Annotated in this window: 27 protein-coding genes and 1 pseudogene; 4 read left to right on the plus strand and 24 right to left on the minus strand. The window is 67.1% G+C overall.

Features of this window, described 5'->3' with window-relative positions:
• Nucleotides 1-63 precede the first annotated feature (63 nt).
• The 4 genes and pseudogenes from ACN2C8_RS10500 to crcB all read right to left on the minus strand — a co-directional run.
• Nucleotides 64-204: pseudogene (locus tag ACN2C8_RS10500) on the minus strand (hypothetical protein); the annotation flags it as partial.
• 75 nt (nt 205-279) lie between these two features.
• Nucleotides 280-1,773 carry a putative 2OG-Fe(II) oxygenase gene (locus ACN2C8_RS10505; protein WP_419251700.1) on the minus strand — a complete coding sequence of 498 codons (1,494 nt, stop codon included), beginning with the start codon at nt 1,771-1,773 and terminating at the stop codon, nt 280-282.
• A complete protein-coding gene (locus ACN2C8_RS10510) occupies nt 1,770-2,759 on the minus strand; it encodes an RluA family pseudouridine synthase (RefSeq protein ID WP_419251701.1) in 990 nt (329 codons plus the stop codon). The genes ACN2C8_RS10505 and ACN2C8_RS10510 overlap by 4 nt, the downstream gene beginning before the upstream one ends.
• Entirely contained in the window at nt 2,756-3,142 is a 387-nt protein-coding gene (gene crcB / locus ACN2C8_RS10515) for a fluoride efflux transporter CrcB (protein ID WP_419251702.1), read from the minus strand. Before crcB ends, ACN2C8_RS10510 begins: the two co-directional genes overlap by 4 nt.
• 143 nt (nt 3,143-3,285) lie before the next feature.
• On the opposite strand from crcB, the gene ACN2C8_RS10520 reads away from it, so the two are divergent.
• Complete coding sequence (locus ACN2C8_RS10520) at nt 3,286-4,524, plus strand: hypothetical protein (RefSeq protein ID WP_419251703.1); 1,239 nt, start codon at nt 3,286-3,288, stop codon at nt 4,522-4,524.
• Here the strand turns inward: ACN2C8_RS10520 and ACN2C8_RS10525 are convergent.
• The 3 genes from ACN2C8_RS10525 to ACN2C8_RS10535 are packed head-to-tail and all read right to left on the minus strand — an operon-like array spanning nt 4,521 to nt 7,141.
• Nucleotides 4,521-5,018 carry a CC0125/CC1285 family lipoprotein gene (locus tag ACN2C8_RS10525; RefSeq protein WP_419251704.1) on the minus strand — a complete coding sequence of 166 codons (498 nt, stop codon included), beginning with the start codon at nt 5,016-5,018 and terminating at the stop codon, nt 4,521-4,523. The two genes, ACN2C8_RS10520 and ACN2C8_RS10525, sit on opposite strands and share 4 nt — an antisense overlap.
• A 30-nt stretch (nt 5,019-5,048) precedes the next feature.
• Complete coding sequence (locus tag ACN2C8_RS10530; protein WP_419251705.1) at nt 5,049-5,843, minus strand: RluA family pseudouridine synthase; 795 nt, start codon at nt 5,841-5,843, stop codon at nt 5,049-5,051.
• Complete coding sequence (locus tag ACN2C8_RS10535) at nt 5,840-7,141, minus strand: replication-associated recombination protein A (protein ID WP_419251706.1); 1,302 nt, start codon at nt 7,139-7,141, stop codon at nt 5,840-5,842. The genes ACN2C8_RS10530 and ACN2C8_RS10535 overlap by 4 nt, the downstream gene beginning before the upstream one ends.
• 35 nt (nt 7,142-7,176) lie before the next feature.
• Here ACN2C8_RS10535 and ACN2C8_RS10540 point away from each other — a divergent pair, with 35 nt between their 5' ends.
• A complete protein-coding gene (locus ACN2C8_RS10540) occupies nt 7,177-7,596 on the plus strand; it encodes a VOC family protein (RefSeq protein WP_419251707.1) in 420 nt (139 codons plus the stop codon).
• 23 nt (nt 7,597-7,619) lie between these two features.
• On the opposite strand, the gene ACN2C8_RS10545 is transcribed toward ACN2C8_RS10540, so the two are convergent.
• The 6 genes from ACN2C8_RS10545 to ACN2C8_RS10570 all read right to left on the minus strand — a co-directional run bounded on the left by ACN2C8_RS10545 (nt 7,620) and on the right by ACN2C8_RS10570 (nt 13,172).
• Nucleotides 7,620-9,089, minus strand: a complete 1,470-nt coding sequence (locus ACN2C8_RS10545; RefSeq protein ID WP_419251708.1) for a Do family serine endopeptidase — start codon at nt 9,087-9,089, stop codon at nt 7,620-7,622.
• Between the two features lie 47 nt (nt 9,090-9,136).
• Nucleotides 9,137-10,384, minus strand: coding sequence for a TCR/Tet family MFS transporter (locus tag ACN2C8_RS10550; protein WP_419251709.1), 1,248 nt, complete (start codon nt 10,382-10,384; stop codon nt 9,137-9,139).
• Nucleotides 10,381-10,899: an SRPBCC domain-containing protein gene (locus ACN2C8_RS10555; RefSeq protein ID WP_419251710.1), complete on the minus strand. Its 519-nt coding sequence runs from the start codon at nt 10,897-10,899 to the stop codon at nt 10,381-10,383. Before ACN2C8_RS10555 ends, ACN2C8_RS10550 begins: the two co-directional genes overlap by 4 nt.
• Nucleotides 10,896-11,219 (minus strand): ArsR/SmtB family transcription factor, encoded by a 324-nt coding sequence (locus ACN2C8_RS10560; RefSeq protein ID WP_419251711.1) that lies wholly within the window; start codon nt 11,217-11,219, stop codon nt 10,896-10,898. Before ACN2C8_RS10560 ends, ACN2C8_RS10555 begins: the two co-directional genes overlap by 4 nt.
• Nucleotides 11,220-11,232: 13 nt before the next feature.
• Nucleotides 11,233-11,691, minus strand: coding sequence for a VOC family protein (locus ACN2C8_RS10565; protein ID WP_419251712.1), 459 nt, complete (start codon nt 11,689-11,691; stop codon nt 11,233-11,235).
• A 212-nt stretch (nt 11,692-11,903) separates the two neighbouring features.
• Nucleotides 11,904-13,172, minus strand: coding sequence for an ectonucleotide pyrophosphatase/phosphodiesterase (locus ACN2C8_RS10570; protein ID WP_419251713.1), 1,269 nt, complete (start codon nt 13,170-13,172; stop codon nt 11,904-11,906).
• A 184-nt stretch (nt 13,173-13,356) separates the two neighbouring features.
• On the opposite strand from ACN2C8_RS10570, the gene ACN2C8_RS10575 reads away from it, so the two are divergent.
• Both ACN2C8_RS10575 and ACN2C8_RS10580 read left to right on the plus strand, forming a co-directional pair.
• On the plus strand, nt 13,357-14,274 hold the full coding sequence (locus ACN2C8_RS10575; RefSeq protein WP_419251714.1) for an ABC transporter ATP-binding protein: 918 nt from the start codon (nt 13,357-13,359) through the stop codon (nt 14,272-14,274).
• Nucleotides 14,274-15,092 carry an ABC transporter permease gene (locus ACN2C8_RS10580; RefSeq protein WP_419251715.1) on the plus strand — a complete coding sequence of 273 codons (819 nt, stop codon included), beginning with the start codon at nt 14,274-14,276 and terminating at the stop codon, nt 15,090-15,092. The genes ACN2C8_RS10575 and ACN2C8_RS10580 overlap by 1 nt, the downstream gene beginning before the upstream one ends.
• Before the next feature lie 3 nt (nt 15,093-15,095).
• Here the strand turns inward: ACN2C8_RS10580 and ACN2C8_RS10585 are convergent, their stop codons facing one another.
• The 11 genes from ACN2C8_RS10585 to rplR all read right to left on the minus strand — a co-directional run bounded on the left by ACN2C8_RS10585 (nt 15,096) and on the right by rplR (nt 22,358).
• Complete coding sequence (locus ACN2C8_RS10585) at nt 15,096-15,524, minus strand: hypothetical protein (RefSeq protein WP_419251716.1); 429 nt, start codon at nt 15,522-15,524, stop codon at nt 15,096-15,098.
• A 129-nt stretch (nt 15,525-15,653) separates the two neighbouring features.
• Complete coding sequence (gene rplQ / locus ACN2C8_RS10590; RefSeq protein ID WP_419251717.1) at nt 15,654-16,067, minus strand: 50S ribosomal protein L17; 414 nt, start codon at nt 16,065-16,067, stop codon at nt 15,654-15,656.
• 192 nt (nt 16,068-16,259) lie between these two features.
• Complete coding sequence (locus ACN2C8_RS10595) at nt 16,260-17,276, minus strand: DNA-directed RNA polymerase subunit alpha (protein WP_062145568.1); 1,017 nt, start codon at nt 17,274-17,276, stop codon at nt 16,260-16,262.
• 75 nt (nt 17,277-17,351) lie between these two features.
• Nucleotides 17,352-17,741 carry a 30S ribosomal protein S11 gene (gene rpsK, locus ACN2C8_RS10600; RefSeq protein ID WP_035049391.1) on the minus strand — a complete coding sequence of 130 codons (390 nt, stop codon included), beginning with the start codon at nt 17,739-17,741 and terminating at the stop codon, nt 17,352-17,354.
• A gap of 12 nt (nt 17,742-17,753) precedes the next feature.
• On the minus strand, nt 17,754-18,122 hold the full coding sequence (gene rpsM / locus ACN2C8_RS10605; RefSeq protein WP_419251718.1) for a 30S ribosomal protein S13: 369 nt from the start codon (nt 18,120-18,122) through the stop codon (nt 17,754-17,756).
• 173 nt (nt 18,123-18,295) lie between these two features.
• A complete protein-coding gene (locus tag ACN2C8_RS10610) occupies nt 18,296-18,865 on the minus strand; it encodes an adenylate kinase (protein WP_419251719.1) in 570 nt (189 codons plus the stop codon).
• Between the two features lie 121 nt (nt 18,866-18,986).
• Nucleotides 18,987-20,342: a preprotein translocase subunit SecY gene (gene secY / locus ACN2C8_RS10615; RefSeq protein WP_419251720.1), complete on the minus strand. Its 1,356-nt coding sequence runs from the start codon at nt 20,340-20,342 to the stop codon at nt 18,987-18,989.
• Nucleotides 20,343-20,527: 185 nt separating this feature from the next.
• Nucleotides 20,528-21,022, minus strand: coding sequence for a 50S ribosomal protein L15 (rplO, locus tag ACN2C8_RS10620; protein ID WP_419251721.1), 495 nt, complete (start codon nt 21,020-21,022; stop codon nt 20,528-20,530).
• Nucleotides 21,023-21,193: 171 nt separating this feature from the next.
• Nucleotides 21,194-21,379 carry a 50S ribosomal protein L30 gene (gene rpmD, locus ACN2C8_RS10625; RefSeq protein WP_419251722.1) on the minus strand — a complete coding sequence of 62 codons (186 nt, stop codon included), beginning with the start codon at nt 21,377-21,379 and terminating at the stop codon, nt 21,194-21,196.
• Between the two features lie 3 nt (nt 21,380-21,382).
• The gene (rpsE, locus tag ACN2C8_RS10630) at nt 21,383-21,988 is read right to left on the minus strand and encodes a 30S ribosomal protein S5 (RefSeq protein WP_419251723.1); all 606 of its coding nucleotides are present in this window, start codon (nt 21,986-21,988) and stop codon (nt 21,383-21,385) included.
• Between the two features lie 13 nt (nt 21,989-22,001).
• The gene (gene rplR / locus ACN2C8_RS10635; protein ID WP_035049377.1) at nt 22,002-22,358 is read right to left on the minus strand and encodes a 50S ribosomal protein L18; all 357 of its coding nucleotides are present in this window, start codon (nt 22,356-22,358) and stop codon (nt 22,002-22,004) included.
• Nucleotides 22,359-22,361: the final 3 nt, after the last annotated feature.

Genomic DNA, 22,361 nt, shown 5'->3' on the forward strand with positions numbered 1-22,361 from the left:
GGAGTCTGCAACCGCGCCCATTTCTGCTTTCGACCCATTGCTGACCTAAATCCCTCTCCTTTAGGGAGAGGGAGGGGCCCGCCGCGAAGCGGTGGGAGGGTGAGGGGTTACGAGGCCTGACGGCGTGCCGGCACTCCGTCGAACGCCGTAACCCCTCACCCCAACCCTCTCCCTATGGGAGAGGGAGCAACGTCCCCAAACCACCCCCAACAGCCGATCGCAAGGTCCGCTCTCGGCGCCAACGGCCGGGTTTGGGCCTCGGGCTTAGGGCGCTCGGATTTACCGAGGCACGACGTCGAACGCCAGGGTCAGGCGGTGCTCTGGCGAGGTGAAGGCCCGGGTGCCGTGCCACATGTAGGACGGGAACAGCACCAGCATTCCTGGCTGCGGCCGCACCTCGTGCTCGGGCTCCAGGGCCGGTCGGGTGGCGCAGCCGGGCTGGCCGAACTTGATCCAACCTTCGCGCCTGTCCTCATCGGCCACGCCGCCGGGCAGGTCCAGATAGAAGGCCGACGAAATCCAGCCCTGCGGGTGCACGTGGTCGGCGTGAAAGCCGTTGGGCGACAGCCGCACCGACCAGCCGCCGCTGACCCGGAAATCACCGCCGGCCCGGGCGCGCAGCGGGTCATCGCCGGGACCGATGTCGGCCAGATAGCGCGCCACCACCTTACGAACCTGGGCAAAGAAGGCCTGGAACAGCTGGTCGGGCGACTGGTGCAGCGAGGGAACCTGGCTGCCGCCGCGCAGGGACTGCTGCAGCGGATGGGTCTTGAGGTCGTGCCGCTGGGCCAGCCGCGCACGCAGGGCACCCAGATAGGCGTCCAGACTGTCCCAGCCCTCCGGGGTCGGCAGGGTGTAGGCCCGCACAAGGCCTTCGTAGTCGTTCAGCACCGCGCCGCGCGGATCGCCTGACAATCGCCAGGCGGTCGACTGCAGGGCCAGGCCGTGCTGATCCAGCGGCGCGATGGCCCTCAGGCGTTCGGCGGTCTGGGACGCGGCGGCCGCATCGCCGACCGCCAGATGGGCCTCGGCCAGGGCGATCAGCACCTGGGGGGCCTGCGGGACCAGGCGTTCGGCGGCCTGGGCGTGAGCGAGCATGGCGTCGGCCTGGCCGATCTCGCCGGCCATGTGCGAGGCGGCCAGCAACAGCAGGGCGTCGTTCGGCTGGCGGATCAGGGCGTTGTTCAGGGTGGCGAAGGCGGCGGCCTTGTCGCCGGCGAATTCCTCGACCGTGCTCTTGAGCAGGATCAGCTGACTGTCAGCCGGATTTCGCGCCAGCGAAGCTGTCAGGGCCTCCAGGGCCAGGACCAGATCGCCCGATCGCATCCAGCGCAGCTGGGCCAGGTTGCGATGGGCCTCGCTGAAGCCGTCCCGGCGGGTGATGGCCGCCCTGAACGCGGCCTCGGCCTCGTCGTAGCGGCTCTGACCCTGTAGGGCGCGGCCCAGCACCAGCCAGGCTTCAGGCGCGTCGAGGCCCAGGGCGATGGCCTTGCGGATCGCCGCCTCGCCCTCGTCCGCCTGAGCCAGGTCACCCAGGGTGGCGGCCAGATTGTACCAGGCGATCCGGTCATTGGGCGTGGCGGCCACGGCCCGGCGGTTAAAGACCAGCGCCTCGTCATGCCGGTCGACGCCCTTCAGCGCCGCCGCATGAACGATCAGCATCCCGGCGCCGGCCAGCGGCGAAGCCGCAGGCGCGCGAGTCAGGGCGACCGCGTCGGTCGAGCGGCCCTGGTCCAGAAGCGTCCAGGCTTGCCGAACGACCTCCGCCGTCATCGCCGCTTGATCTGCTTCTTTGCGAACGGATCCTGATCGGCCTCGTCTTCAGAGAAGCCGAACTTGGCGAAGCCCGCCTTCAGCTCGGGGCTGATCGGCGCCTCGATGAACAGCATGCCCACCGACGGGTGCGGCAGCATCACCGAGCGGGCGTGCAGCTGCAGCTTCAGGCCTTCCGACAGCTGGGTCGACTTCTCGTCGCTGTATTTGGGGTCGCCCAGGATCGGGTGGCCGATGGCCTTCATGTGGGCGCGCAGCTGGTGCGTGCGACCGGTGTGCGGTCGCAGGGCCATGAAGGTGACGCGCGGACCGGCGCGGCTGATCGAGACGAACTCGGTCTCGGCCGGCTGGGCGTCCTTGTCCTTGGGTTCGGCGGGCACGACCAGTTCCCGGTCGCCGACGCCGCGCTTGGCGAGATGCAGCTCGATCACGCCTTCGACCGGGTGCGGATTGCCCTGAACGATGGCCCAATAGGTCTTCTGCGCCTTGCGCTTGGCGAACGAGCCCGACAGGCGCGCCGCGGCGGCCGGGGTCTTGCCCAGCAGCAGCACGCCCGAGGTGTCGCGGTCGAGGCGGTGGACCAGCTTGGGCCGGTTGACGCCCTCGCCCCAAGCCGACAGCAGCTTGTCGATGTGGTGGGTGGTCTTGGTGCCGCCCTGCACGGCCAGGCCGGCGGGCTTGTTCAGGGCCAGGACTTCCTCGTCCTCGTAAAGCACCAGCGACTTGGCAAACGCGATGTCGCGCTTGGACAGCACCAGCTTCTCGTCGGGATCAGGCGCGTCGGGCAGTGGCGGCACGCGCACCTGCGAGCCGGCCGCCAGCTTGGTGTCGGCCTTCACGCGCGAGCCGTCGACCCGCACCTGGCCGGAGCGGAACAGCTTGTTGAGCTGGATGTGGTTGAGGTGGGGCCAGCGGCGCTTGAACCAGCGGTCCACCCGGCTCCCGTCCTCGCCCGCGTCCACATAGAGCGTGCGTACTTCTTTCATGCCGCGAACATCCTGCGGGCGATCAGAAGGCCCGCGTAAAGGGCCGCCACGGACAAAAGCACGCTGGCGGCGGAATAGGTGAAGGCCTGGCTGTAGTCGCGCTTCTGAATCATCAGCGCGGTCTCCAGCGAAAAGGCCGAGAAGGTCGTAAAGCCGCCCATGACGCCGACGGCGAGCAAAAGGCGGACCGGTTCGTGGTTGGCGTTGCCCCGGTGCGCCAGCCACGAGGCCAGCACGCCCATCAGGAAACCACCGATCACATTCACCGCGAAGGTGCCGTAAGGCCAAGCCGATCCCATCAGCCGGAGGGCCTGGGCGCCCACCAGATAGCGGGCGACCGAGCCGACGGCGCCGCCGGCAGCTACGAGAAGCAGTTTGGTCATTGGCTCCTTATGCGCCGAGCGGGGCCGAACGCCAAGTCGCGCACGGATTTCTTCACGGTGAACATCGCTGGAAACCTTCTTTCCGAACGAGAGGTTAAGCGTGCCGACGGCATTCTGGCCGCTCCTCTTGTGAACCGAGCCCCATGCCCTTCGACAGCAACGCCCAGGACGATACGACCCAGCGTCTCGCTCTGCCCGCCCCGGTCCTGCACCGGCTGGCCGGGAGCGAGCTGATCGCGCGCGGCTCGGTGAACGTCATCAGCGTCGGGGCCATTCGCGCCTGGGCCGGTGACTGGTGGTCGCAGAAGCGCGGCGATGTCTGGACCTATGTCGAGCGCAAGCTGGCCGAACACCTGGACCGCAACGACATGCGGGCCCGCATTTCCGACAGCGAATTCCTGATCGCCATGAACAGCGACCAGGGCCTGGCCGCCCAGGCCACCAGCGTCCGCATCCTCGAAGACGTGCTGACCCACCTGCTGGGCTCCGTCGACATGAGCGATCTGGGCATCAGCGCGGTCATCGGCCTGAACGGCGGCGAGGCCATCTGCCGCCGGATCGACGCGGCCACGGTGCTGGCGGCCCGGGGTCGTCGCGACTCCCAGCGCTCGCCGGTGCGTCGCGCGGTGGAGGCCGGCGACGAGGCGCGCCGCACGCCAGTGGCCTTCACCACCGCCGGCGGCGCGGCCCTGCGGGTCGACTTCACGCTGGAACATGTGATCAGCCTGCGCCGCAACGTGGCCACGGCGATCCGTATAGAGCCGGTGGTCACCCACCTGGCCAGCGGGCGTCAGGCCAATGCACGGGCGATCACCCGCCTGCCCGACCGCGACATCGCCTTTATCGACGAGGCGACCCTGAAGTATGCCGCCGTGTTCGCGCGCGGTGCCCAGGGCCACAACGTTCCTGACCTGATCCTGCCGGCCTCGTTCCGCACCCTGGGCACCCAGCGCGGCCGCGACATGCTGACCGGGACGCCGGGCCTGTCGCTGGCCCTGCTGCGCGGCGGCGTGATGATCGAGCTGGTCGATATCACCCGCGGTACGCCCGCGGGCCGCCTGCTGGAAGTGGTTGGCCTGCTCAAGGCCCTGACACGCGGCGTCATCGCCCGGGTGCCGCCGGAGAAGGACTCCCTGCGCGGCCTGAAAGAGGCGCGCCTGAGCGGCCTGACGCTGGACGCCTCCGACCTCGCCGGTCCGGCCGAGAAGATCGCGACCGACATCATGAACTTCGGCCGCGACGCCAAGGGCGTGGCGCCGATGACCACCCTGCAGGGCCTGCCCGCCGATGGCTATTTCGCGGCGGCCGAGACGGCGGGCCTGACCCACGCGGCCCTGCGCGCCAACCATCCGCTGTCAGCCAGGACGGCGGCGGCCGCCTAGATCCTGCTGCGGCCGTAGCCCACCGAGCGGATGATCGCCTGGGCGATATAGACGTCAGCGTCACGCGGCGCCGGGCCCTTGCCGAACACCACTTCCAGCGAGCTCGTCACGGCGGGTCCGGGGCCAAGGTCGAAGCTTGTGCCGAGGCCCAGGCCAATCGCGCTGTGGCCGCCATAGCGGCTGGAACCCGCGCCCACCGACAGGCGCGGTCCATTACCGGCGCCCGTGCTCGAGATCAGGCGATCCGACACCCGAAACCAGTCATAGCCGTCGCGCACGGCCAGTTCCGCTGCGCGCAGCAGGGCATAGTCTGAAACCTGCTCGACGGGCGCGCCGGGGCCGCCCTGGAAGGTGACGCGGTAGCGGCCGGGCTCCAGCCGAAACTCCGAATAGCCGACGCTGGTTGGCGTGACCCTGGCGGCATAGAGCGTGGGCGCGCTGGCGCAGCCGCCGAGCAGCATGAGCGACAGGGCCAGACCGGCGAGGCGTTTCATGGCGTTTCTCCTGACGGTCAAACGGCTTGGCTAGGCGCGCTGTTCCGGAAGCGGCAGGCCAAGCTTTTCCAGCATGGCGACCATATCGGCCGGGACCGGCGCGGCGATGCGGCGCTCGCCGCCCTCGGGATGCGGAAACACCAGCTGGGCGGCGTGCAGCATGAGGCGCGGAACCGCCGTCCCGCCCAGCATCAGCGCTCCGCCATAGCGGCTGTCGCCCGAGATCGGCCGGCCGATCGAGGCCATGTGGACCCGAAGCTGGTGCATGCGGCCAGTGTCCGGCGACAGTTCCACCAAAGCCGCCGTCGCGTTGGACGACAGGGTGCGATAGCGGCTGCGGGCAGTCTCGGCGTCGGGGTGGTCGGGCAGGCAGACCCGCATATAGGCCTCGCGGCCGATCGACTCGCGGCGCAGCGGACTGTCAATCATGCCGCCCTTGGGCTCCGGCGCGCCCGGCGCGACGATGGCCATGTAGGACTTACGGAAGCGCTTGCCCATTAGGGCCTTGCCGAGGAACGCCGCCCCCGGCTTGGTCTTGGCGGTCAGGATGACGCCGGAAGTGTCGCGGTCCAGCCGGTGGATCAGCCGCGGACGCGGACGGCCGGGCCGCGCGAAGGTCCACAGCAGGTCGTCCAGCGTATGGGCCTGGATGCGGCCGCCTTGGCTGGACAGGCCGGCGGGCTTGTTCAGCACGATGACGCTGTCGTCCTCATGGATCACCCAGGACCGCGCCAGGGCGATCTCGTAGTCCGTCAGGGTGATGGGAGCGTCGGAGGCCTTGGGCTTGGGGGCGAGGGGCGGACGGCGGGGGGGACGCGTGGTCATCGCCCGTCTTTGCGCAGCTTGTTCCACGCGTCCAGCCGTTCCCGAACCTTGGCCTCAGCGCCGATCGGCTTGGGCTCATAGAACCGGGGCCGCGCCATGCCGTCCGGGAAGTAGTTCTGGCCCGAGACGCCGCCCTCGACATCGTGGTCGTAGGCGTAGCCATCGCCATAGCCGAGCGACTTCATCAGCTTGGTCGGGGCGTTGAGGATATGGGCCGGCGGGGCCAGGGAGCCGGTCTCCTTGGCGGCGCGCTTGGCGGCCTTGAAGGCGGTGTAGACGGCGTTGGACTTGGGGGCGCTGGCCATGTGGACCACGCACTGAGCCAGGGCCAGTTCGCCCTCGGGACTGCCCAGGAAGTCGAAGGCGTCCTTGGCGGCCGTGGTCAGGAGCAGGGAAAGCGGATCGGCCGCGCCGATGTCCTCGGACGCCATCCGCACCAGGCGCCGCGCGATGAACAGCGGATCCTCGCCGCCCTCCAGCATGCGCGCCAGCCAGTAGAGCGCCGCGTCCGGATCGCTGCCCCGCACCGATTTGTGCAGGGCCGAGACGAGGTTGTAGTGCTCCTCGCGGTTCTTGTCGTAGGCGGGCCGGCGCTTCTGCAGGAACTGGCCCAGTTGCACGGCATTGAGCGGCGTGTCCGTGCCGACCGACAGCAGGGTCTCGGTCAGGGTCAGCAGGTAGCGGCCGTCGCCGTCGGCCATGGCGATCAGGGTGAAGCGCGCCTCCGGATCCAGCGGCAGCTTGCGGCCTTCGACCGCTTCAGCCTTGGCCAGCAGGGCTTCCAGCGCGTCCTCATCCAGGCGCTTGAGCACGAAGACCTGACAGCGCGACAGCAGAGCGCCGTTCAGCTCGAACGACGGGTTCTCGGTGGTGGCCCCGACCAGGGTGATCACCCCCTCCTCCACGAACGGCAGGAAACCGTCCTGCTGGGCGCGGTTGAAGCGGTGGATCTCGTCGACGAACAACAGGGTGCTCTGGCCGGCCATGCGTCGGCCGCGCGCCTGCTCGAAGGCCTTCTTCAGGTCGGCGACGCCCGAAAACACCGCCGAGATCTGCTGGAACTCATAGCCGCCGGCCTTGGCCAGCAGGCGGGCGATGGTGGTCTTGCCGGTGCCGGGCGGGCCCCACAGGATCATCGACGAAAGGCGCTTGGCCGCCGCCATCCGGCCGATCGGCCCCTCGGGACCCAGCAGGTGCTCCTGCCCCACCACCTGGTCCAGCGTCTGGGGCCGCAGACGCTCGGCGAGCGGCGTCGGCGCATGCGGCGTCAGGCCGGCGGCTTGGAAAAGATCGGACATGGGCGCAGGTTTACGAAATCCCGGGAGGAACCACCATGACCAACGACGGCGATCCGACACGCGGCCCCGAAGATGGGGTCACGCCCTATCTTTCTGTCGTCGGAGCCAAGGCCGCTGTCGCCTTCTACCAACAGGCCTTCGGCGCTCAGGAGACGTTCCGCAACACCGCCGACGACGGCGAGCGGCTGATGCACTCGCGAATGCTGATCAACGGCGCCTGGGTGATGGTCTCCGACCACTTCTCCGAAATGATGGGCGGCGCGCCCTTTACCCCGCCAGCCTCGGTGACCCTACACCTGCAGGTCGACGACGCCGATGTCTGGTGGAACCGCGCTGTGGCCGCCGGTGCGACCATTCGCTTCCCTCTGGCCGACCAGTTCTGGGGCGACCGCTTCGGCATGATCGTCGATCCGTTCGGCCACTGCTGGTCCATCGCCTCGAAGATCAAGGGATAGCCCCCGATCTTCGAGGCTTGAGATCAGGTGTTGAACCGCGCCGTGATCCGCTGGCCGCCGCGCTCGATGGTCACGGTCCAGGCCCGGCCGCCGCTGTTCGACAGAGCGGCCAGGTCAGAGACCGTGTTGATCGGCCGGCCATTGACCTCGCGGATGAAGTCGCCGGGACGCAGGCCGGCGCTCAGCGCGAAACCCTGGCCGATCTTGCTGACCAGCACGCCCCGGCCCGCGAACGGGTCGGCGCCCAGATCCTGGGCCACAGCCGGCGACAGGTTCAGCACCGTGGCGCCGTCGAAGGGGTTGCGGCCGGTCAGGGTCTTCTCGTCCCGGGCCGGGCTTTCGGGCGCGGCCTCGGCGCGGACGGTCAGGGTCTGCTCGCGCTCGCCGCGGCGGATGACCATCGGCACGCGGTCACCGACCTTGTGGGTGCCGATCGCGAAGGCGCCGCCGCCCTCGTCATTCACGACGCTACCGTCGATCGACAGGATGATGTCGCTTTCCTGCAGCCCCGCCTTGTCGGCCGAGGAACCGGGATAGACCTGGGCCACCAGCACGCCGCGCGGCGCGGGCATGCCCAGGCTGCGGGCGATCTCGGCGGTGACGGGTTGGCCCTTCACGCCCAGCCACGGCCGCACCACGCTGTGGCCGCCGCCCAGGGCGGCGTTGACCACCTGCTTGACCACGGCGGCGGGAATGGCGAAGCCCACCCCACTGGACGAGCCCGAGCGCGAGATGATGAAGGTGTTGATGCCGATCAGGTCGCCGTCCATGTCGACCAGCGGACCGCCGGAATTGCCCGGATTGATCGAGGCGTCGGTCTGGATATAGCTGCCGAAATCGGCCGCGCCGACATCGGTGCGGGCCATGGCCGAGATGATGCCGTTGGTCACGGTCTGACCGACGCCGAACGGATTGCCCAGGGCCAGCACCAGATCGCCGACCTCCAGCTGTTCCTGATCGTCGATGGCCATGACCGGCAGCCGCTCGCCCTTGGTGTCAATCTTCAGCACGGCCAGATCGGCGCGCGGATCATCGAGCAGGACAGTGGCGATGAACTCGCGACGGTCGGCCAGCTGGACGGTGATCTCGCCGCGGCCTTCGACGATGCCCTCGATATTGTGATGGTTGGTGATGATCACCCCATCGGCGCGGACGATGGCGCCTGAGCCCAGCGAGCCCTGCACCTGTTCGCGCGGCACGCCGCCGCCGCCCATGAACATGTCCCAGAACGGATCCCGCGCCTGGGTCCGCACGACCCGGCGGCTGGCGACATTGACCACGGCCGGGGCGGCCTTCTTCACGACCGGCGAGAACGAGGCCTTCATCGAGGCCGGATCACTGGGCGCACGTCGGGTGGGCTGGGCCAGGTCCGGGATCGCCTGGGCGCTGGACGGGCCTTGCGGCGAACAGGCCGCCAGCAGGATCAGGGCGGGGAACAAAGCGCGATGGGCTCGCATGGGTGTGGAGCGTCTCCTTGGAAGCGACCCGGACATCGCCTGAGCTTTCGGGCGCATTAATGGCCGCGCGGCGTCCTGACCGGTCAGGCCGGGCGCGGCTCGGCTGAGATAGGGTGGGCGAAACGGAACGCCAGAGCCGTGCCGGCCAGCATCAGCGCCGCGGCGATCAGCACCGGCAGGCCGGGCATATGCAGGGTCGCGTCGTGCCGCACCACCCAGGCGAACGGCGCCAGATACAGCGTCGGCCCGATGATCGATGTAATGCCCATCATCGCCGAATTGGCGCCCTGCAGCTGTCCCTGTTGCTGGGGCGAGACCCGGCGGGTCATCAGGCCCTGCAATCCCGGCTGGATCAGACCCGAGAACGCGAAGATCGGCAGACCGCAAAGATATAGCCAGCCCGTCGGGGCCAGGGCGTAGATCAGAAAGCCGACAAAGCCGCAGAACAGGCCGATCAGCAGCGCGCCGCGCTCGCCCACCGCCTTGACGATCCGGCCGACCAGCAGGGCCTGCAACAGAATTCCGGAAATGCCACTGGCCATCAGGGTCAGGCCGATGGTCTGGACCGACCACTGATAGCGAAAGCCCATATACAGCACGAAAACCGACGGCAGAACGTTGTGGGCTAGCTGGAACAGGAAGCCGACACCGGCCAGGCCCAGCAGGTCAGGCTTGCTCCGCAGCAGGGCCAGCGAGCCGAGCGGGTTGGCCTTTTTCCAGTCGAAGGTCTTGATCCGGCGCTCAGGCGGCAGGGACTCGGGCAGCACGAAATAGCCGTACAGCCAGTTGCACAGGGCCAGGGCCGCGCAGACCAGGAACGGCAGGCGGTGATCGAACTGCCATAGCCAGCCGCCCAGAGCCGGACCGAAGGTGAAGCCGACGCCGAAAGCCGCCCCCATCAAGCCAAAACCCTTGGCGCGATTTTCCGGCGTGGTGACGTCGGCCACATAGGCCCCGGCAGTCGAGAAGCTGGCCGCCGTCATGCCGTTGAACACCCGGCCGACAAACAGCCACCACAGGCTGGGCGCGAAGGCCATGAACAGGAAGTCGACACCCAGGCCGAAGATCGAGGTCAGGATCACCGGGCGACGGCCAAAGCGGTCGGACAACAGGCCCAGGATCGGCGCGCAGATGAACTGCATCACGCCCCAGGTGGTGGCGAACAGCACGTTCCAAAGGGCGGCGTCGGCCGTGTCGCCGCCGTTGAACCGCTTCACAAGCTCGGGCAGCACCGGGATCATGACGCCCAGCGACAGCACGTCCATCGAGGCGGTGACGAAGATAAAGCCCAGCGCCGCCTTTCGGCGTCCGCCCGTGATGGTCTGAGTCATGCGTCGTGCTCCCCGGCGCGCCCTAGTTGCCGGTCCGCCGCCGTGACCGCAAGGCCATCCAGCAGATCGCGCCACCATTCCCCGTGCCGGCGCAGGAACAGGTCATTGGGAAAGGTGTGGCGCGCCACGTGCGCGGTCGGCACGCTGTCCCAACCGCGATGCTCGACGGTCACCCGCGTGCCGTCCTCAACCGCCTCGAAGCGGACCTCGACCTCGGTGTCCATGTCGGGGGCGAAGGTCGCCTGCCGCCAGCCGACCACCAGCCGCTGGCCCGGCTCCCAGACCCGCACCGTGCCGACCTCGAACACCTTGCCCGAGGCCAGGCGCTCGACCAGACGATGACCGCCTTCGCCCTGCCCCTCGACGGCTTCAAAGGCCATGACACCCGGCGACCGGGGCGTGAAGGCGAACAGCGGATTGGGCCGCCACCAGGCAGCGATCTCCTGGGTGAAGGCCTCGAACACCCGCATCGGCGGGGCCTTGATGCGCAGGGCGACGACGACTCGCGAACTCATGAGCCCTCCACGTGCGCCTTCAGCGCCGACAGCTGGCCGATCCAGTGGGTTTCCGCGATTTCCAGCCAGGCCTTGAGCTCGTCGATGGGCCCCACCCTCAGCTGATAGACCCGCACGCGGGCGTCGAAATCGGGGTGGCTCTCCTCGACCAGACCCGACTGGCGCAGGGCTCGCAGGTGGCGGCTCATGGCCGGCGGGGTCAGGCCAACGGCCTGCGCCAACTCTCCAGCCCGATGCGGTCGCTGACGCAGCAGGTCGACGACCCTGCGGCGATGCGGATCGGCCAGGGCGGCCAGGGTGCGGTCGATAGACGTGGTCACGCTTGGCTCTGGCTCAGCCCTGCCCTGTGATCTTCAGGCCGGTTCGGCGCTCCATCTCCTCGACCGAAACCGTCTCAACGGTGCGCGCCACCGTCCAGATGTGACCCTCAGGATCTTTGCAGCGATAGGTGCGATCACCGTAGAACTGCGTCGCGGGCTCAACGATGATCTCGGCGCCCGCCGCCCGCGCGCGCTCGCAGTGGGCGTCAAGTTCGCCCTCGCTCAGCTGGATATGCACCGTCTGGGTGTTCTTGCCGTGGATCGAGGCCGGGCTCTGGTGATCGTCGCTCCACTCGTTGCCGATCATCACGCAGGCATTGCCGAAGCGCATCTCGGAATGGCCGAGATTGCCGTCGGCGTCCTCGACCAGAAAGACCAGCTCGAAGCCGAAGGCTTTTTCGAGCCAGACCAGAGCCGCCTTGGGATCGCGGTAGCACACCGCCGAGATCAGGTTGGGACGCCAGTCAGCCATGGTGTCGCTCCTGTCGGATATCGACGATATTTAACGCATATCGAAACTATGTGCGCAAGCTTCGGGGAAAACTCGGCTCTCCCCGGCGAAGGCCGGGGCCCAGATTCCGCCTGAGCGTCTGAAGTCGACGCGCCTTCGACCAGAGCCAAACCCAAGGCTCCCCGGGTTCGATCTGGATCCCGGCTTTCGCCGGGAAGAGCGGCTAATGGAACCTACTTCAGAGCCTGCCCCACAACCTTCAGCCTGCCGTCGCCCTTCTCAGGCTTCACGCCCGAGATCCTGGCCAGCAGCGGATAGACGTCGACATTGTCGAACACCGGCAGCACCACGCCCGGCTTGATCGACGGCCCCCTGGCGATGAACACCGCGCGCATGGCCGGGTCATAGGGATCAAAGCCGTGCTGGCCGCCGTCCAGACCCTCCCACTTGCCGGGCTTTTCCATCATCTTGCGGGTCGTCACATACCAGCCGGTCTCCGACAGGCAGACGATGGCCGGCACGCGCGGATTGCGGCCGTAGTGATAGCGCTCGGGGATCTGGCCCTTCTTCCAGCAGGTCAGGTGCGGCAGCGGCTTGAGCAGCGCCGCCTCGACCTGCGCCTCGAAGCCGGGCAGCGGCGTCAGGCCGACGACCGCGCCGGTGGTGACCAGCCTGACCGTGGACAGGTCGAGCACGTCGTCCAGCGGCCAGCGCTGGGACGGCGGAACCGGGGCCATGCCATGGTCAGCGACGAAGACAATGTCGGTCGTTTCGAACCGGCCGCGCGCCTTCAGGCCCTCGACCAGCCGCGCCATCGCTTGATCCACCTCGGCCACGGCGGCGCGGGCCTGCGGTGAGCCCGGTCCATAGTGATGGCCCTCGGTGTCGACGACATCGAAATACAGGGTGGAGAGCCGCAGTTCAGGCCCCTTGGGATCGTCCAGCCACGCCAGCAGCGTATCGACCCGGTCATTCGACGGCATGGCCTGGTTGAAGGCCATCCAGCGCGACGGACGCACGCCGCTGATCTGCGTCTCCGAGCCGGGCCAGAACATCGCCGCCGCCTTCAGACCCTGCTTCTCGGCAGAGACCCACAGCGGCCAGGCCTGGCTCCACCAGCGCGGGTCATGCACGGCGTCGGCGTTGGACATCGAGAAGCGCACCCCGGGAATCGTCTTGTCTTCCATGACGTTGTTGACGATGCCGTTGCGGTCGGGCCGCTTGCCGGTGATCAGGGTGTAGTGATTGGGAAAGGTCAGGGTCGGGAAGGACGGCCGCATGGCGCCGCGCGCGCCGTCGGCGGCCAGGGCGTCCAGGGTCGGGGTGTCGCCCTGGCCCAGATAGTCGGCCCGGAAGCCGTCGCTGGACACCAGGATGGTGAGCCGGCTCTTGGGCGGCGCGGCGGCCTCGCCCCCGCCCGCTTGCATGGAGGCGCAGGCCGACAGCACCAGGGCGACGGCCAGGGTCGCCCCAAGGGACACAAGGCGGAACAGGCTCTTCATGGCGCAACCCTTTCGACAGTCGTGCGGCGTCGATGCCAGCCGGACGTCTCGCCCATGTGACAGGCGCGTGTGACAGGGGCTTGCGACAGCGGCGCATGACCTCGTCTTAACTTGGCGGGCGAGAACCGCACCCTCATAGTCGCCGCCAACGGCAGGATTCTCCTGTAACGGAAGTCGCATCCGCATGAGCATCGCCCTTGAGGCCACCGGCCTCACCAAGACCTACGGGACCGTTCGCGCGCTCGACGACCTTTCCATCGCCATACCGGCCGGCGGCGTGTTCGGCGTGCTGGGTCCCAACGGGGCCGGCAAGAGCACGCTGTTCCGGATCGCCCTGGGTCTGGTGCGCCCCACCAGCGGTTCGGCGCGACTGTTCGGGGCCCCGGCGGGCGACCTGACCGCCCTGCGCCGGGTGGGCGCCATGATCGAGACGCCGCGCTATCCGCCCTATCTGACCGCGCGCGACACGCTGCAGATGCTGGCCCTCGAAAGCGGGTTTCAGAACCCCGACATCGCCGCCTGGCTGGAGCGGGTCAGTCTGACCCATGCCGCCGACCGCGCCACCGGCGGCTTCTCGGTCGGCATGAAGCAGCGCCTGGGCCTGGCCGCCGCCTTTCTGACCAGGCCTGAACTGGTGATCCTGGACGAGCCAACCAGCGGCATGGACCCGGCCGGCATCCAGGAGATCCGCGCCCTGATCGTCGATCTGGCCAAACGCGAGGGCGTGACGGTCATCCTGGCCAGCCACCAGCTGGACGAGGTCAAGCGCGTCTGTGATCGCGTCGCCATCCTGTCGCGCGGCAAGGTCGTGGCGGAAGGCGGCGTGGCTGAACTCACCGCCGGGGAAGCCCGCCTGCGCCTGACCCTGGCCTCCGCCCTCGCCCCGGTCCTGGCGGTGCTGGGTGATCGCGGCGAGGCCGATGGACCCGACGCCGTGCTGGCCGACATTCCGCGCGCCGAGGCGCCCGCCGTGATCCGCGCCCTGGTCGAGGCCGGCGCCGAGATCGTCGAGGCTCGCTGGCGCGAGGTCGACCTTGAAGGTGTCTATCTGAAATCGCTGGGCCAGGCGCCCACGGCCGCCACCCCGGAAGGAGCCGCCTGATGCTGGCCGACGCCATCGCCGCTGAACGCTTCCGCCTGCTGCGCGACCGTTCGGCCCTGTTCTGGGGCTTCGGCTTCGCGCCGCTGGTGGGCTTCTTCCTCGCCATCGGCGGCGACCTGTTCGTCCGCAACATCATCAAGCGGCCCATGCCGGGCGCGACCATCGATCTGGCGGTCCAGGTCATCAAGGCGTTGGGCAACGGCGCCTCGACCATGGCGGCGCTGTTCCTGATGATCGGCGCGGCCTCGATCCTGGCCGGCGACTATCGCTGGGAGACCTGGCGCTTGCGCACGCCGCGCAACAGCCGCTTCAACCTGCTGGCGGCCAAGCTGATTGTCATCGGCGAGGCGATTATGTGGAGCCTGGTCCTGACCGTGGCGCTGACCCTGGCGGCGGCCGTGATCGGCGCGGCGATCAACACCAAGGCCATCGTCGGCTCGGCCCTGGGCCTGTCCGAAATCGCCGGCGTCTTCGTGGTCACCTGGCTGGAGGCGATGAGCCTGGCCGCCCTGGCCGCCTGCGTCGCAGTCGTGACGCGCTCGCCGATGGCCGCCGTGGTGGTCTGTCTGGTGGTTCGCTTCGTCCAGTCGATCCTGGCGGGCGCCCTCGGGGCCATGAGCCCGGAGCCGACCTGGAAGGTGCTGGCCATTCCCGCCTATGACGCCGACCTGCTGCGCGCCTTTGTGACCGCGCCATCGCATGCCGGGCCGGACGGCGGACCGGCCGGCTGGGCGCTGCTGGTTCTGGTCAGCTGGATCGCGGCGCTGACGGCCGGGGCCATTGTGCTGTTCCAGCGGCAGGATCTGACGCGGGAGTAGCGGTCAGGCGTCCGTTGCCGGAGGCGATGGCGACACCGCAAGACGCGGGCCCCACAGGCGCGGCGCGCTCCAGGCCGCCACAAAGGGCGTCAACACGCCGATGGCCGCCACCCAGAGCGGATGCGGGATCATGGTGATGCTCATCACGACGCCCAGCAGGTTGAAAGCGGGCCCTACCCACGCCGCCCAGGCCTTGCGAGCAATCAGAAAGCCCGCCGCCGCACTGCCGAACGCGCCGACCGCCCATCCGACCAGAAGCCCGGCCAGAGCCGCAGGCGGCATGGATTGGGCGAAGGCCTTCAACTGGGCCGGATCGTTGAGATCCAGGCCCGGAGGCGGTGGGAAGCCTGCCTTCAGGACCATCTCGCAAAGCGTCACGAGTATGATGTTGGCGGCGATGGCGCCCAGGACAGCAAGGATGGCGCGCAACATGGATTGAGCCCCCGGATATGGTCCCGGAAGAGTGGTTCAGGGCGACCGATCTGTCCAGTCAGCGGCCCCAAAACGCAAAAAAGGCCCCGGATCGCTCCGGGGCCTTTTCCGTTCAGCCTGGGCTGAGAATTAGTCTTCGGCTTGGGCCGAGTAGTCCGGGCCCGAATCCTTGCCCTTGGCCGAGACGTCGCGGTCGACGAACTCGATCACGGCCAGCGGAGCGTTGTCGCCGTAGCGGAAGCCGGCCTTCAGGACGCGGATGTAGCCGCCCTGACGGGTCTGATAGCGCGGGCCGATGGCGGCGAACAGCTTGCCGACCTGTTCAACGTCGCGAACGATGCTGATGGCTTGACGACGCGCGTGCAGGTCGCCGCGCTTGGCCAGGGTGACCAGCTTTTCGACGAAGGGACGCAGTTCCTTGGCCTTGGGCAGGGTGGTGACGATCTGCTCGTGCTTGATCAGCGAGGCCGACATGTTGGCGAACATGGCGGTGCGGTGAGCGGACGTGCGGCCGAGTTTACGGTGAGCTTTACCGTGACGCATTGGAGTGTCTCCTGGGCCTTGGCCCGCAGTGGCGCGATCTAGCGCTGATTGTCACCCATCCCAGCCTGTTCCCAGCCGGGTCAGAACGAAGCGCCGGGGCCCTCCACCGCAGTTGCGGCTTCAAAAGGCCCAGGCCGCCCGCCGTCCCCGAAGGGTGGCGAGCGGCCCGGATCGAGCGCGATATAGTTCGTCTTAGATCTGGTCTTCGAACTTCTTGGCCAGGTCTTCGATGTTTTCGGGCGGCCAGTTCGGCACGTCCATACCCAGGTGCAGCGCCATGCCAGCCAGCACTTCCTTGATTTCGTTCAAGGACTTGCGGCCGAAGTTCGGCGTGCGCAGCATCTCGGCTTCGGTCTTCTGGATCAAATCGCCGATGTAGACGATGTTGTCGTTCTTCAGGCAGTTGGCCGAACGCACCGACAGTTCCAGTTCATCGACCTTCTTCAGGAGCGCCGGGTTGAACGGCAGCTCAGGCTTGGCCTCGTCGGCCGACTTGGCCTTGGGCTCTTCGAAGGTGATGAAGATCTGCAGCTGGTCTTGCAGGATCCGGGCGGCGTAGGCCACGGCGTCCACCGGAGTGACGGCGCCGTTGGTTTCGACTTCCAGGATCAGCTTGTCATAGTCCAGCGACTGGCCTTGACGGGTAGGCTCGACGCGATAGGCGACGCGCTTAACCGGCGAGTACAGGGCGTCGACGGCGATCAGGCCGATCGGCGCGTCTTCCGGACGGTTCTTGTCGGCCGGGACGTAACCCTTGCCGGTGTTGACCGTAAACTCCATGCGCACGGTGGCGCCGTCGTCCAGCGTGCACAGCACGTGGTCGGGGTTCAGGATTTCGATGTCTGAAGGCGTTTCGATCTGACCAGCGGTCACCGGGCCGGGGCCGGTGGCGCGAAGCGTCATGCGCTTCGGACCCTCGGCGTGCATGCGCACGGCCAGTTGCTTGATGTTCAGAACGATGTCGACGACGTCTTCGCGGACGCCTTCGAGCGAGGAGAATTCATGTACGACGCCATCGATCTGGATGGCGGTAACGGCTGCGCCCTGAAGCGACGAGAGCAGAACGCGACGGAGCGCGTTGCCGAGCGTCACGCCAAAGCCGCGCTCGAGCGGCTCAGCCACGATCCGCGCCTTGCGGGTCGCGTCGGCGCCAGTCTCGATTTGCGGCTTCTCAGGACGGATCAGCTCGTTCCAGTTTCTTTCGATCACGTGGTCGATCCCTTGAACGCGGCTCGCCGGCCGCGTTTTGCGCAGCCGGCGAAGGAGAATTGTGTCTAAAAAGTACTAGACGCGACGACGCTTGGGCGGACGGCAGCCGTTGTGCGGGATCGGCGTAACGTCGCGGATCGTCGTGATGGTCATGCCTGCGGCCTGAAGGGCGCGCAGAGCCGACTCACGGCCCGAACCCGGACCCGACACGTTGACCTCGAGGGTCTTCACGCCGTGCTCGGCAGCCTTCTTGCCCGCGTCTTCCGCAGCCATCTGAGCGGCATACGGGGTCGACTTGCGCGAACCCTTGAAGCCCATCGCGCCGGCGCTGGACCAGGAAATGGTATTTCCCTGGGCGTCGGTGATGGTGATCATGGTGTTGTTGAACGAGGCGTTAACGTGCGCCACGCCCGAGGTGATGTTCTTGCGTTCGCGCTTTTTAACGCGACCCGGTTCCTTGGCCATCGTCAGGCTACCTTACTTCTTCTTGCCGGCGATCGGCTTGGCCGGACCCTTGCGGGTGCGAGCGTTCGTGTGCGTGCGCTGACCGCGGACCGGGAGGCCCTTACGGTGACGCAGGCCGCGATAGCAGGCCAGGTCCATCAGTCGCTTGATGTTCATCGAATTTTCGCGGCGCAGGTCGCCTTCGACGGTGAAGTCCTTGTCGATCGTTTCACGGATCTGCAGGACTTCTGCGTCGGTCAGCTGATTGACCCGGCGGGCGTCATCGAGACCCACCTTCGTGACGATGTCACGAGCGGACTTTTGGCCGATGCCATGAATGTACTGAAGCGCGATCAAAACGCGCTTGTTCGTCGGTATGTTGACGCCTGCAATACGGGCCACGTCTAATGTTCTCCTAGTCACGCACTAAAGACGCGAACGGCGCGCCCGGCCCGGTCTTACGACCCAGTCCGGCGCGCACAGATCGCGCCCTTTCGCGGAAGCGCCCCGTTATAGGGATCGTTGCGCCGCCGTCAATGGTTGAATCCGCCGAAAATCAACGAATTGAAAATGTCTTACACCGCGCCCGAGAGCGCCGCGTCGATAGAGGCCGCGACTGCTTCCACAGGCGCCATGCCATCCAGTTCCGTCAGCTTACCCTGCTCTACATAGTAGGGCAGCAAAGGCGCCGTCTGGGCATTGTAGGCGGCCAGACGGGTCACGAAAACTTCCGGATTGTCGTCAGGCCTGCCCTGCTCGGCGAATCTCTTCGAGATCCGTTCGATCAGGGAGGGCTCGTCTACCTTGAGTCGGAGGACGAGGTCGATCTTCTGCCCGCGAGCGGCCAGCATTTTATCCAGCGCCACGGCCTGGGCCACGGTGCGGGGAAATCCGTCGAAGATGGCGCCGCCAGCGGCCTCAGCCTCGGCCAGGCGGTCCTCGATCAGGGCAATGACGATCTCGTCGGTCACCAGGTCGCCCCGGTCCAGCACGCCCTTGACGCGGGCGCCCAGCTCGGAGCCGGACGCGATCGCCGCGCGCAGCATGTCGCCGGTGGAAAGCTGGACCATGCCGCGCTCGGTGACGAGCCGCTTGGCCTGGGTCCCCTTCCCCGCCGCCGGCGGTCCGAACAGGATCAAGTTCATGAATGCCCCTTCGCGCGTCGCCGAGTCTACGCTCGGTCATCTTCCCACGCAGACCTAGAGTGCGGGGGGAAAAAACGGAAGCCGGTTTTGTGACAAACCGGCTTCCAGAACGCCTTATCCTCTAGCGGCCTTTGCCGCCGCGGAGTTTCGACTTCTTGATCAGGCCCTCATACTGGTGCGCCAGCAGTTGGGACTGGATCTGCGCCACGGTATCCATGGTCACCGTCACCACGATCAGCACCGAGGTGCCGCCCAGGGCGAACTGGGTCGCGCCCAGGCTCGTCATCATGATTTCGGGTACCAGACAGACGGCGGTGATATAGGCCGCGCCGATCACCGTCAGGCGGGTGAGCACATAATCCAGGTACTCGGCCGTTCGCTTGCCCGGGCGGATGCCTGGCAGGAAACCGCCGTACTTACGAAGGTTTTCGGCCGTCTCGTCGGGGTTGAACACCACAGAGGTGTAGAAGAACGAGAAGAAGATGATCAGCCCCGCATACATCAGCATGAAGGCCGGCTGACCGTGCTGTAGCGCGCCCACCGTGCCCGGCAGCCAGGCGGCCCAGGCCGGCAGGGCCGCCGTCGACAGGAAGCCCATGGCGGTCGTCGGCAGCAGCAGCAGGCTGGAGGCGAAGATCGGCGGGATGACGCCGGCGGTGTTGATCTTCAGCGGCATGAACGAGGTGTCGCCACCGATCATGCGGTTACCCTGCTGGCGCTTGGGATAGTGGACCAGCAGGCGACGCTGCGAGCGCTCGATGAAGACGATCGCCCAGACCGCCGCAACGGCGAGGAACACGATCACGAACAACGGCAGATAGTTTCCCGAAGTCTGCGACTGCACCAGCAGTTGGCCGATGCCGCGCGGAAGGCCCGCCACGATGCCGGCGAAGATGATCAGCGAAACGCCGTTGCCAACGCCGCGGCTGGTGATCTGCTCACCCAACCACATCAGGAACAGCGTACCGCCGGTCAGGGCCACGACGGTCGAGGCAATGAAGAACGGACCGCTGATCCCGTCAAACACCAGGCCGGGCTGGCTTTGCAGGCCGACCGCGATGCTGAACGACTGCACGATCGCCAGAACCACGGCCAGATAGCGCGTGTACTGGTTGAGGGTCTTGCGGCCGGCTTCGCCGCCTTCCTTCTTCAGCTTTTCCCACGGCGGATACACCGAGCCCATCAGCTGCACGATGATCGAGGCGCTGATGTAGGGCATCACGTTCAGCGAGAAGATCGCCATCCGTTCGACAGCGCCCCCCGAGAACATGTTGAACATGCCCAGGATGCCCTTCGACTGGCCCGCGAAGGCGTTGGCGAAGGCTTCCGGGTTGATGCCGGGGATCGGCACATAGGTGCCAAGGCGGAAGACGACCAAAGCGATGATCGTGAACCAGATGCGCTTGTGAAGTTCGGTCGCCTTTTGGAACGACGCGAAATTCATGTTGGCTGCGAGTTGTTCGGCGGCCGAGGCCATTCAATTCCCCACGACTCTAATACTGAGCCACAAATAGGTGAGGCCCGCCGTGATGTCACGGCGAGCCTCAAAAAGAACTGTCATCCCGGCCGAAGCGGAGCGAAGAGCCGGGACCTTGAAAGGCGCCGACGCATGCCGCGGTCCCGGCTCGGCCTGACGGCCGTCCGGGATGACAGCTATGTCGATTAGGCCTTGGCGTCTTCGGCCTGGACCTTGACCTTCTTGGTCACGGTCACCGAACCGCCGGCGGCTTCAACGGCCTTGATGGCCGCTTCGGTCGCCGAATAGACGGTCAGCTTAAGGGCCGACTTGATCTCGCCCTTGCCCAGCAGCTTCACGCCGTCCAGTTCGCGACGGATCACGCCGGCAGCGATCAGGTCAGCCACCGACACGTCGGCGCCGGCCTTCAGCTTGCCCGCTTCGACGGCCTGTTCCAGGCGCCACAGGTTCACTTCAGCGAAGTCCAGGCGGAAGGGGTTGTTGAAGCCGCGCTTAGGCATACGCATGTGCAGCGGCATTTGACCGCCTTCGAAGCCGGCGATGGCGACGCCCGAGCGCGCCTTCTGGCCCTTGACGCCGCGACCGGCGGTCTTGCCCTTGCCCGAACCCGGGCCACGGCCAACGCGCATGCGGTTCTTGGTCGAACCTGGGGTCGGAGCCAGTTCATTAAGCTTGGTCATATGTGCCTCTCCTTGGAGATCTGCGCCCGGCCAGCGGCCAGACTCGGCTTGAAAAACGAGTGATCGTTGAGGCCCCTGCCCTCTGTTCCCAGCGGGATCAGACAGCGGAACTTCAAACGAAAACCACCCCGGCTTTCACCGGGGTGGCGATTTGCGCGTCTCGTAGCAGAACTACTCGACGATTTCCAGCAGATGCTGGACCTTACGGATCATGCCGCGGATCGAAGGGGTATCTTCCAGCTCGGACTCGCGTCCCAGCTTGTTGAGACCCAGGCCAGCCAGCGTTGCGCGCTGGGTGGCGTTGCGGCGGATCGGGCTGCCAGTTTGGCGAACCTTGACGGTTTTAGCTTCAGCCATGTCTTAGCCCTCGATGGCGTCCGGAGCCGAAGCTCCGTCGGCGCGGCGGCCGAGAATGTCGCCAACCTTCTTGCCGCGCTTGGCGGCGATCTGGCGGGGCGACGATTGAACCTTCAGGGCCTCGAACGTGGCGCGAACCATGTTGTACGGGTTCGAAGAACCCGTCGACTTGGCCACAACGTCCTGGACGCCCAGGGTTTCGAGAACCGCGCGCATCGGACCACCGGCGATGACGCCCGTGCCGGGAGGGGCAGCGCGCATCATGACCTTGCCTGCGCCCCAACGGCCGTAGCCGTCGTGGTGCAGGGTGCGCGATTCCCGCAGGGGGACCCGAACCATGGTCTTCTTGGCTTCTTCGGTCGCCTTGCGGATGGCTTCCGGCACTTCACGCGCCTTGCCATGACCGAAGCCGACGCGGCCCTTTTGGTCGCCAACGACCATCAGAGCAGCGAAGCTGAAGCGACGGCCGCCCTTAACGGTGGCGGCGACGCGGTTGATGTGAACGAGCTTTTCGACGATGTCGCTGTCGACCCGCTCTTCGGGGGCGTTGCGGTCGCGACGGCCGCGATTGGGGCCGCCGTCTCCACGCTGTTGATCACCACGAGCCATGCTGTGATTTCCCTTAGAAATTCAGGCCGGCTTCGCGCGCGGCGTCGGCCAGGGCTTTCACCCGACCGTGGAAGATGTAGCCGCCGCGATCGAAGACGACGTCCTTGACGCCTTTTTCGATGGCGCGCTCGGCGACGAGCTTGCCGACCAGTGCAGCCGCGTCCTTGTCCGCGCCCTTGGTCTTGCCTTCACCTTCGAGGGTGGAGGCGGCAGCCAGGGTCACGCCGCGTTCATCATCGATGATCTGGGCGTAGATGTTCTTGGACGAACGGAAGACCGTAAGACGCGGACGACCGTTGGACAGGGCCTTGAGGCGGGTGCGGGTGCGTTGGGCACGACGCACGGCGGATTCGCGAGGTGTGAGCGCCATGGC

The sequence above is a fragment of the Caulobacter sp. ErkDOM-C genome, assembly GCF_048541825.1.
Lineage (GTDB): Bacteria > Pseudomonadota > Alphaproteobacteria > Caulobacterales > Caulobacteraceae > Caulobacter.

Coding starts and splice junctions, on each gene's coding strand:
- ACN2C8_RS10540 (WP_419251707.1), top strand. CDS start 7,177: ATGACCAACGACGGCGATCCGACACGCGGCCCCGAAGATGGGGTCACG.
- ACN2C8_RS10575 (WP_419251714.1), top strand. CDS start 13,357: ATGAGCATCGCCCTTGAGGCCACCGGCCTCACCAAGACCTACGGGACC.
- crcB (WP_419251702.1), bottom strand. CDS start 3,142: ATGACCAAACTGCTTCTCGTAGCTGCCGGCGGCGCCGTCGGCTCGGTC.
- ACN2C8_RS10525 (WP_419251704.1), bottom strand. CDS start 5,018: ATGAAACGCCTCGCCGGTCTGGCCCTGTCGCTCATGCTGCTCGGCGGC.
- ACN2C8_RS10510 (WP_419251701.1), bottom strand. CDS start 2,759: ATGAAAGAAGTACGCACGCTCTATGTGGACGCGGGCGAGGACGGGAGC.
- ACN2C8_RS10555 (WP_419251710.1), bottom strand. CDS start 10,899: ATGAGTTCGCGAGTCGTCGTCGCCCTGCGCATCAAGGCCCCGCCGATG.
- secY (WP_419251720.1), bottom strand. CDS start 20,342: ATGGCCTCGGCCGCCGAACAACTCGCAGCCAACATGAATTTCGCGTCG.
- ACN2C8_RS10520 (WP_419251703.1), top strand. CDS start 3,286: ATGCCCTTCGACAGCAACGCCCAGGACGATACGACCCAGCGTCTCGCT.
- ACN2C8_RS10505 (WP_419251700.1), bottom strand. CDS start 1,773: ATGACGGCGGAGGTCGTTCGGCAAGCCTGGACGCTTCTGGACCAGGGC.
- rpmD (WP_419251722.1), bottom strand. CDS start 21,379: ATGGCTGAAGCTAAAACCGTCAAGGTTCGCCAAACTGGCAGCCCGATC.
- ACN2C8_RS10550 (WP_419251709.1), bottom strand. CDS start 10,384: ATGACTCAGACCATCACGGGCGGACGCCGAAAGGCGGCGCTGGGCTTT.
- ACN2C8_RS10545 (WP_419251708.1), bottom strand. CDS start 9,089: ATGTCCGGGTCGCTTCCAAGGAGACGCTCCACACCCATGCGAGCCCAT.
- ACN2C8_RS10565 (WP_419251712.1), bottom strand. CDS start 11,691: ATGGCTGACTGGCGTCCCAACCTGATCTCGGCGGTGTGCTACCGCGAT.
- rplR (WP_035049377.1), bottom strand. CDS start 22,358: ATGGCGCTCACACCTCGCGAATCCGCCGTGCGTCGTGCCCAACGCACC.
- ACN2C8_RS10570 (WP_419251713.1), bottom strand. CDS start 13,172: ATGAAGAGCCTGTTCCGCCTTGTGTCCCTTGGGGCGACCCTGGCCGTC.
- ACN2C8_RS10535 (WP_419251706.1), bottom strand. CDS start 7,141: ATGTCCGATCTTTTCCAAGCCGCCGGCCTGACGCCGCATGCGCCGACG.
- ACN2C8_RS10610 (WP_419251719.1), bottom strand. CDS start 18,865: ATGAACTTGATCCTGTTCGGACCGCCGGCGGCGGGGAAGGGGACCCAG.
- ACN2C8_RS10585 (WP_419251716.1), bottom strand. CDS start 15,524: ATGTTGCGCGCCATCCTTGCTGTCCTGGGCGCCATCGCCGCCAACATC.
- rplO (WP_419251721.1), bottom strand. CDS start 21,022: ATGACCAAGCTTAATGAACTGGCTCCGACCCCAGGTTCGACCAAGAAC.
- rpsK (WP_035049391.1), bottom strand. CDS start 17,741: ATGGCCAAGGAACCGGGTCGCGTTAAAAAGCGCGAACGCAAGAACATC.
- ACN2C8_RS10580 (WP_419251715.1), top strand. CDS start 14,274: ATGCTGGCCGACGCCATCGCCGCTGAACGCTTCCGCCTGCTGCGCGAC.
- ACN2C8_RS10530 (WP_419251705.1), bottom strand. CDS start 5,843: ATGACCACGCGTCCCCCCCGCCGTCCGCCCCTCGCCCCCAAGCCCAAG.
- rplQ (WP_419251717.1), bottom strand. CDS start 16,067: ATGCGTCACGGTAAAGCTCACCGTAAACTCGGCCGCACGTCCGCTCAC.
- rpsE (WP_419251723.1), bottom strand. CDS start 21,988: ATGGCTCGTGGTGATCAACAGCGTGGAGACGGCGGCCCCAATCGCGGC.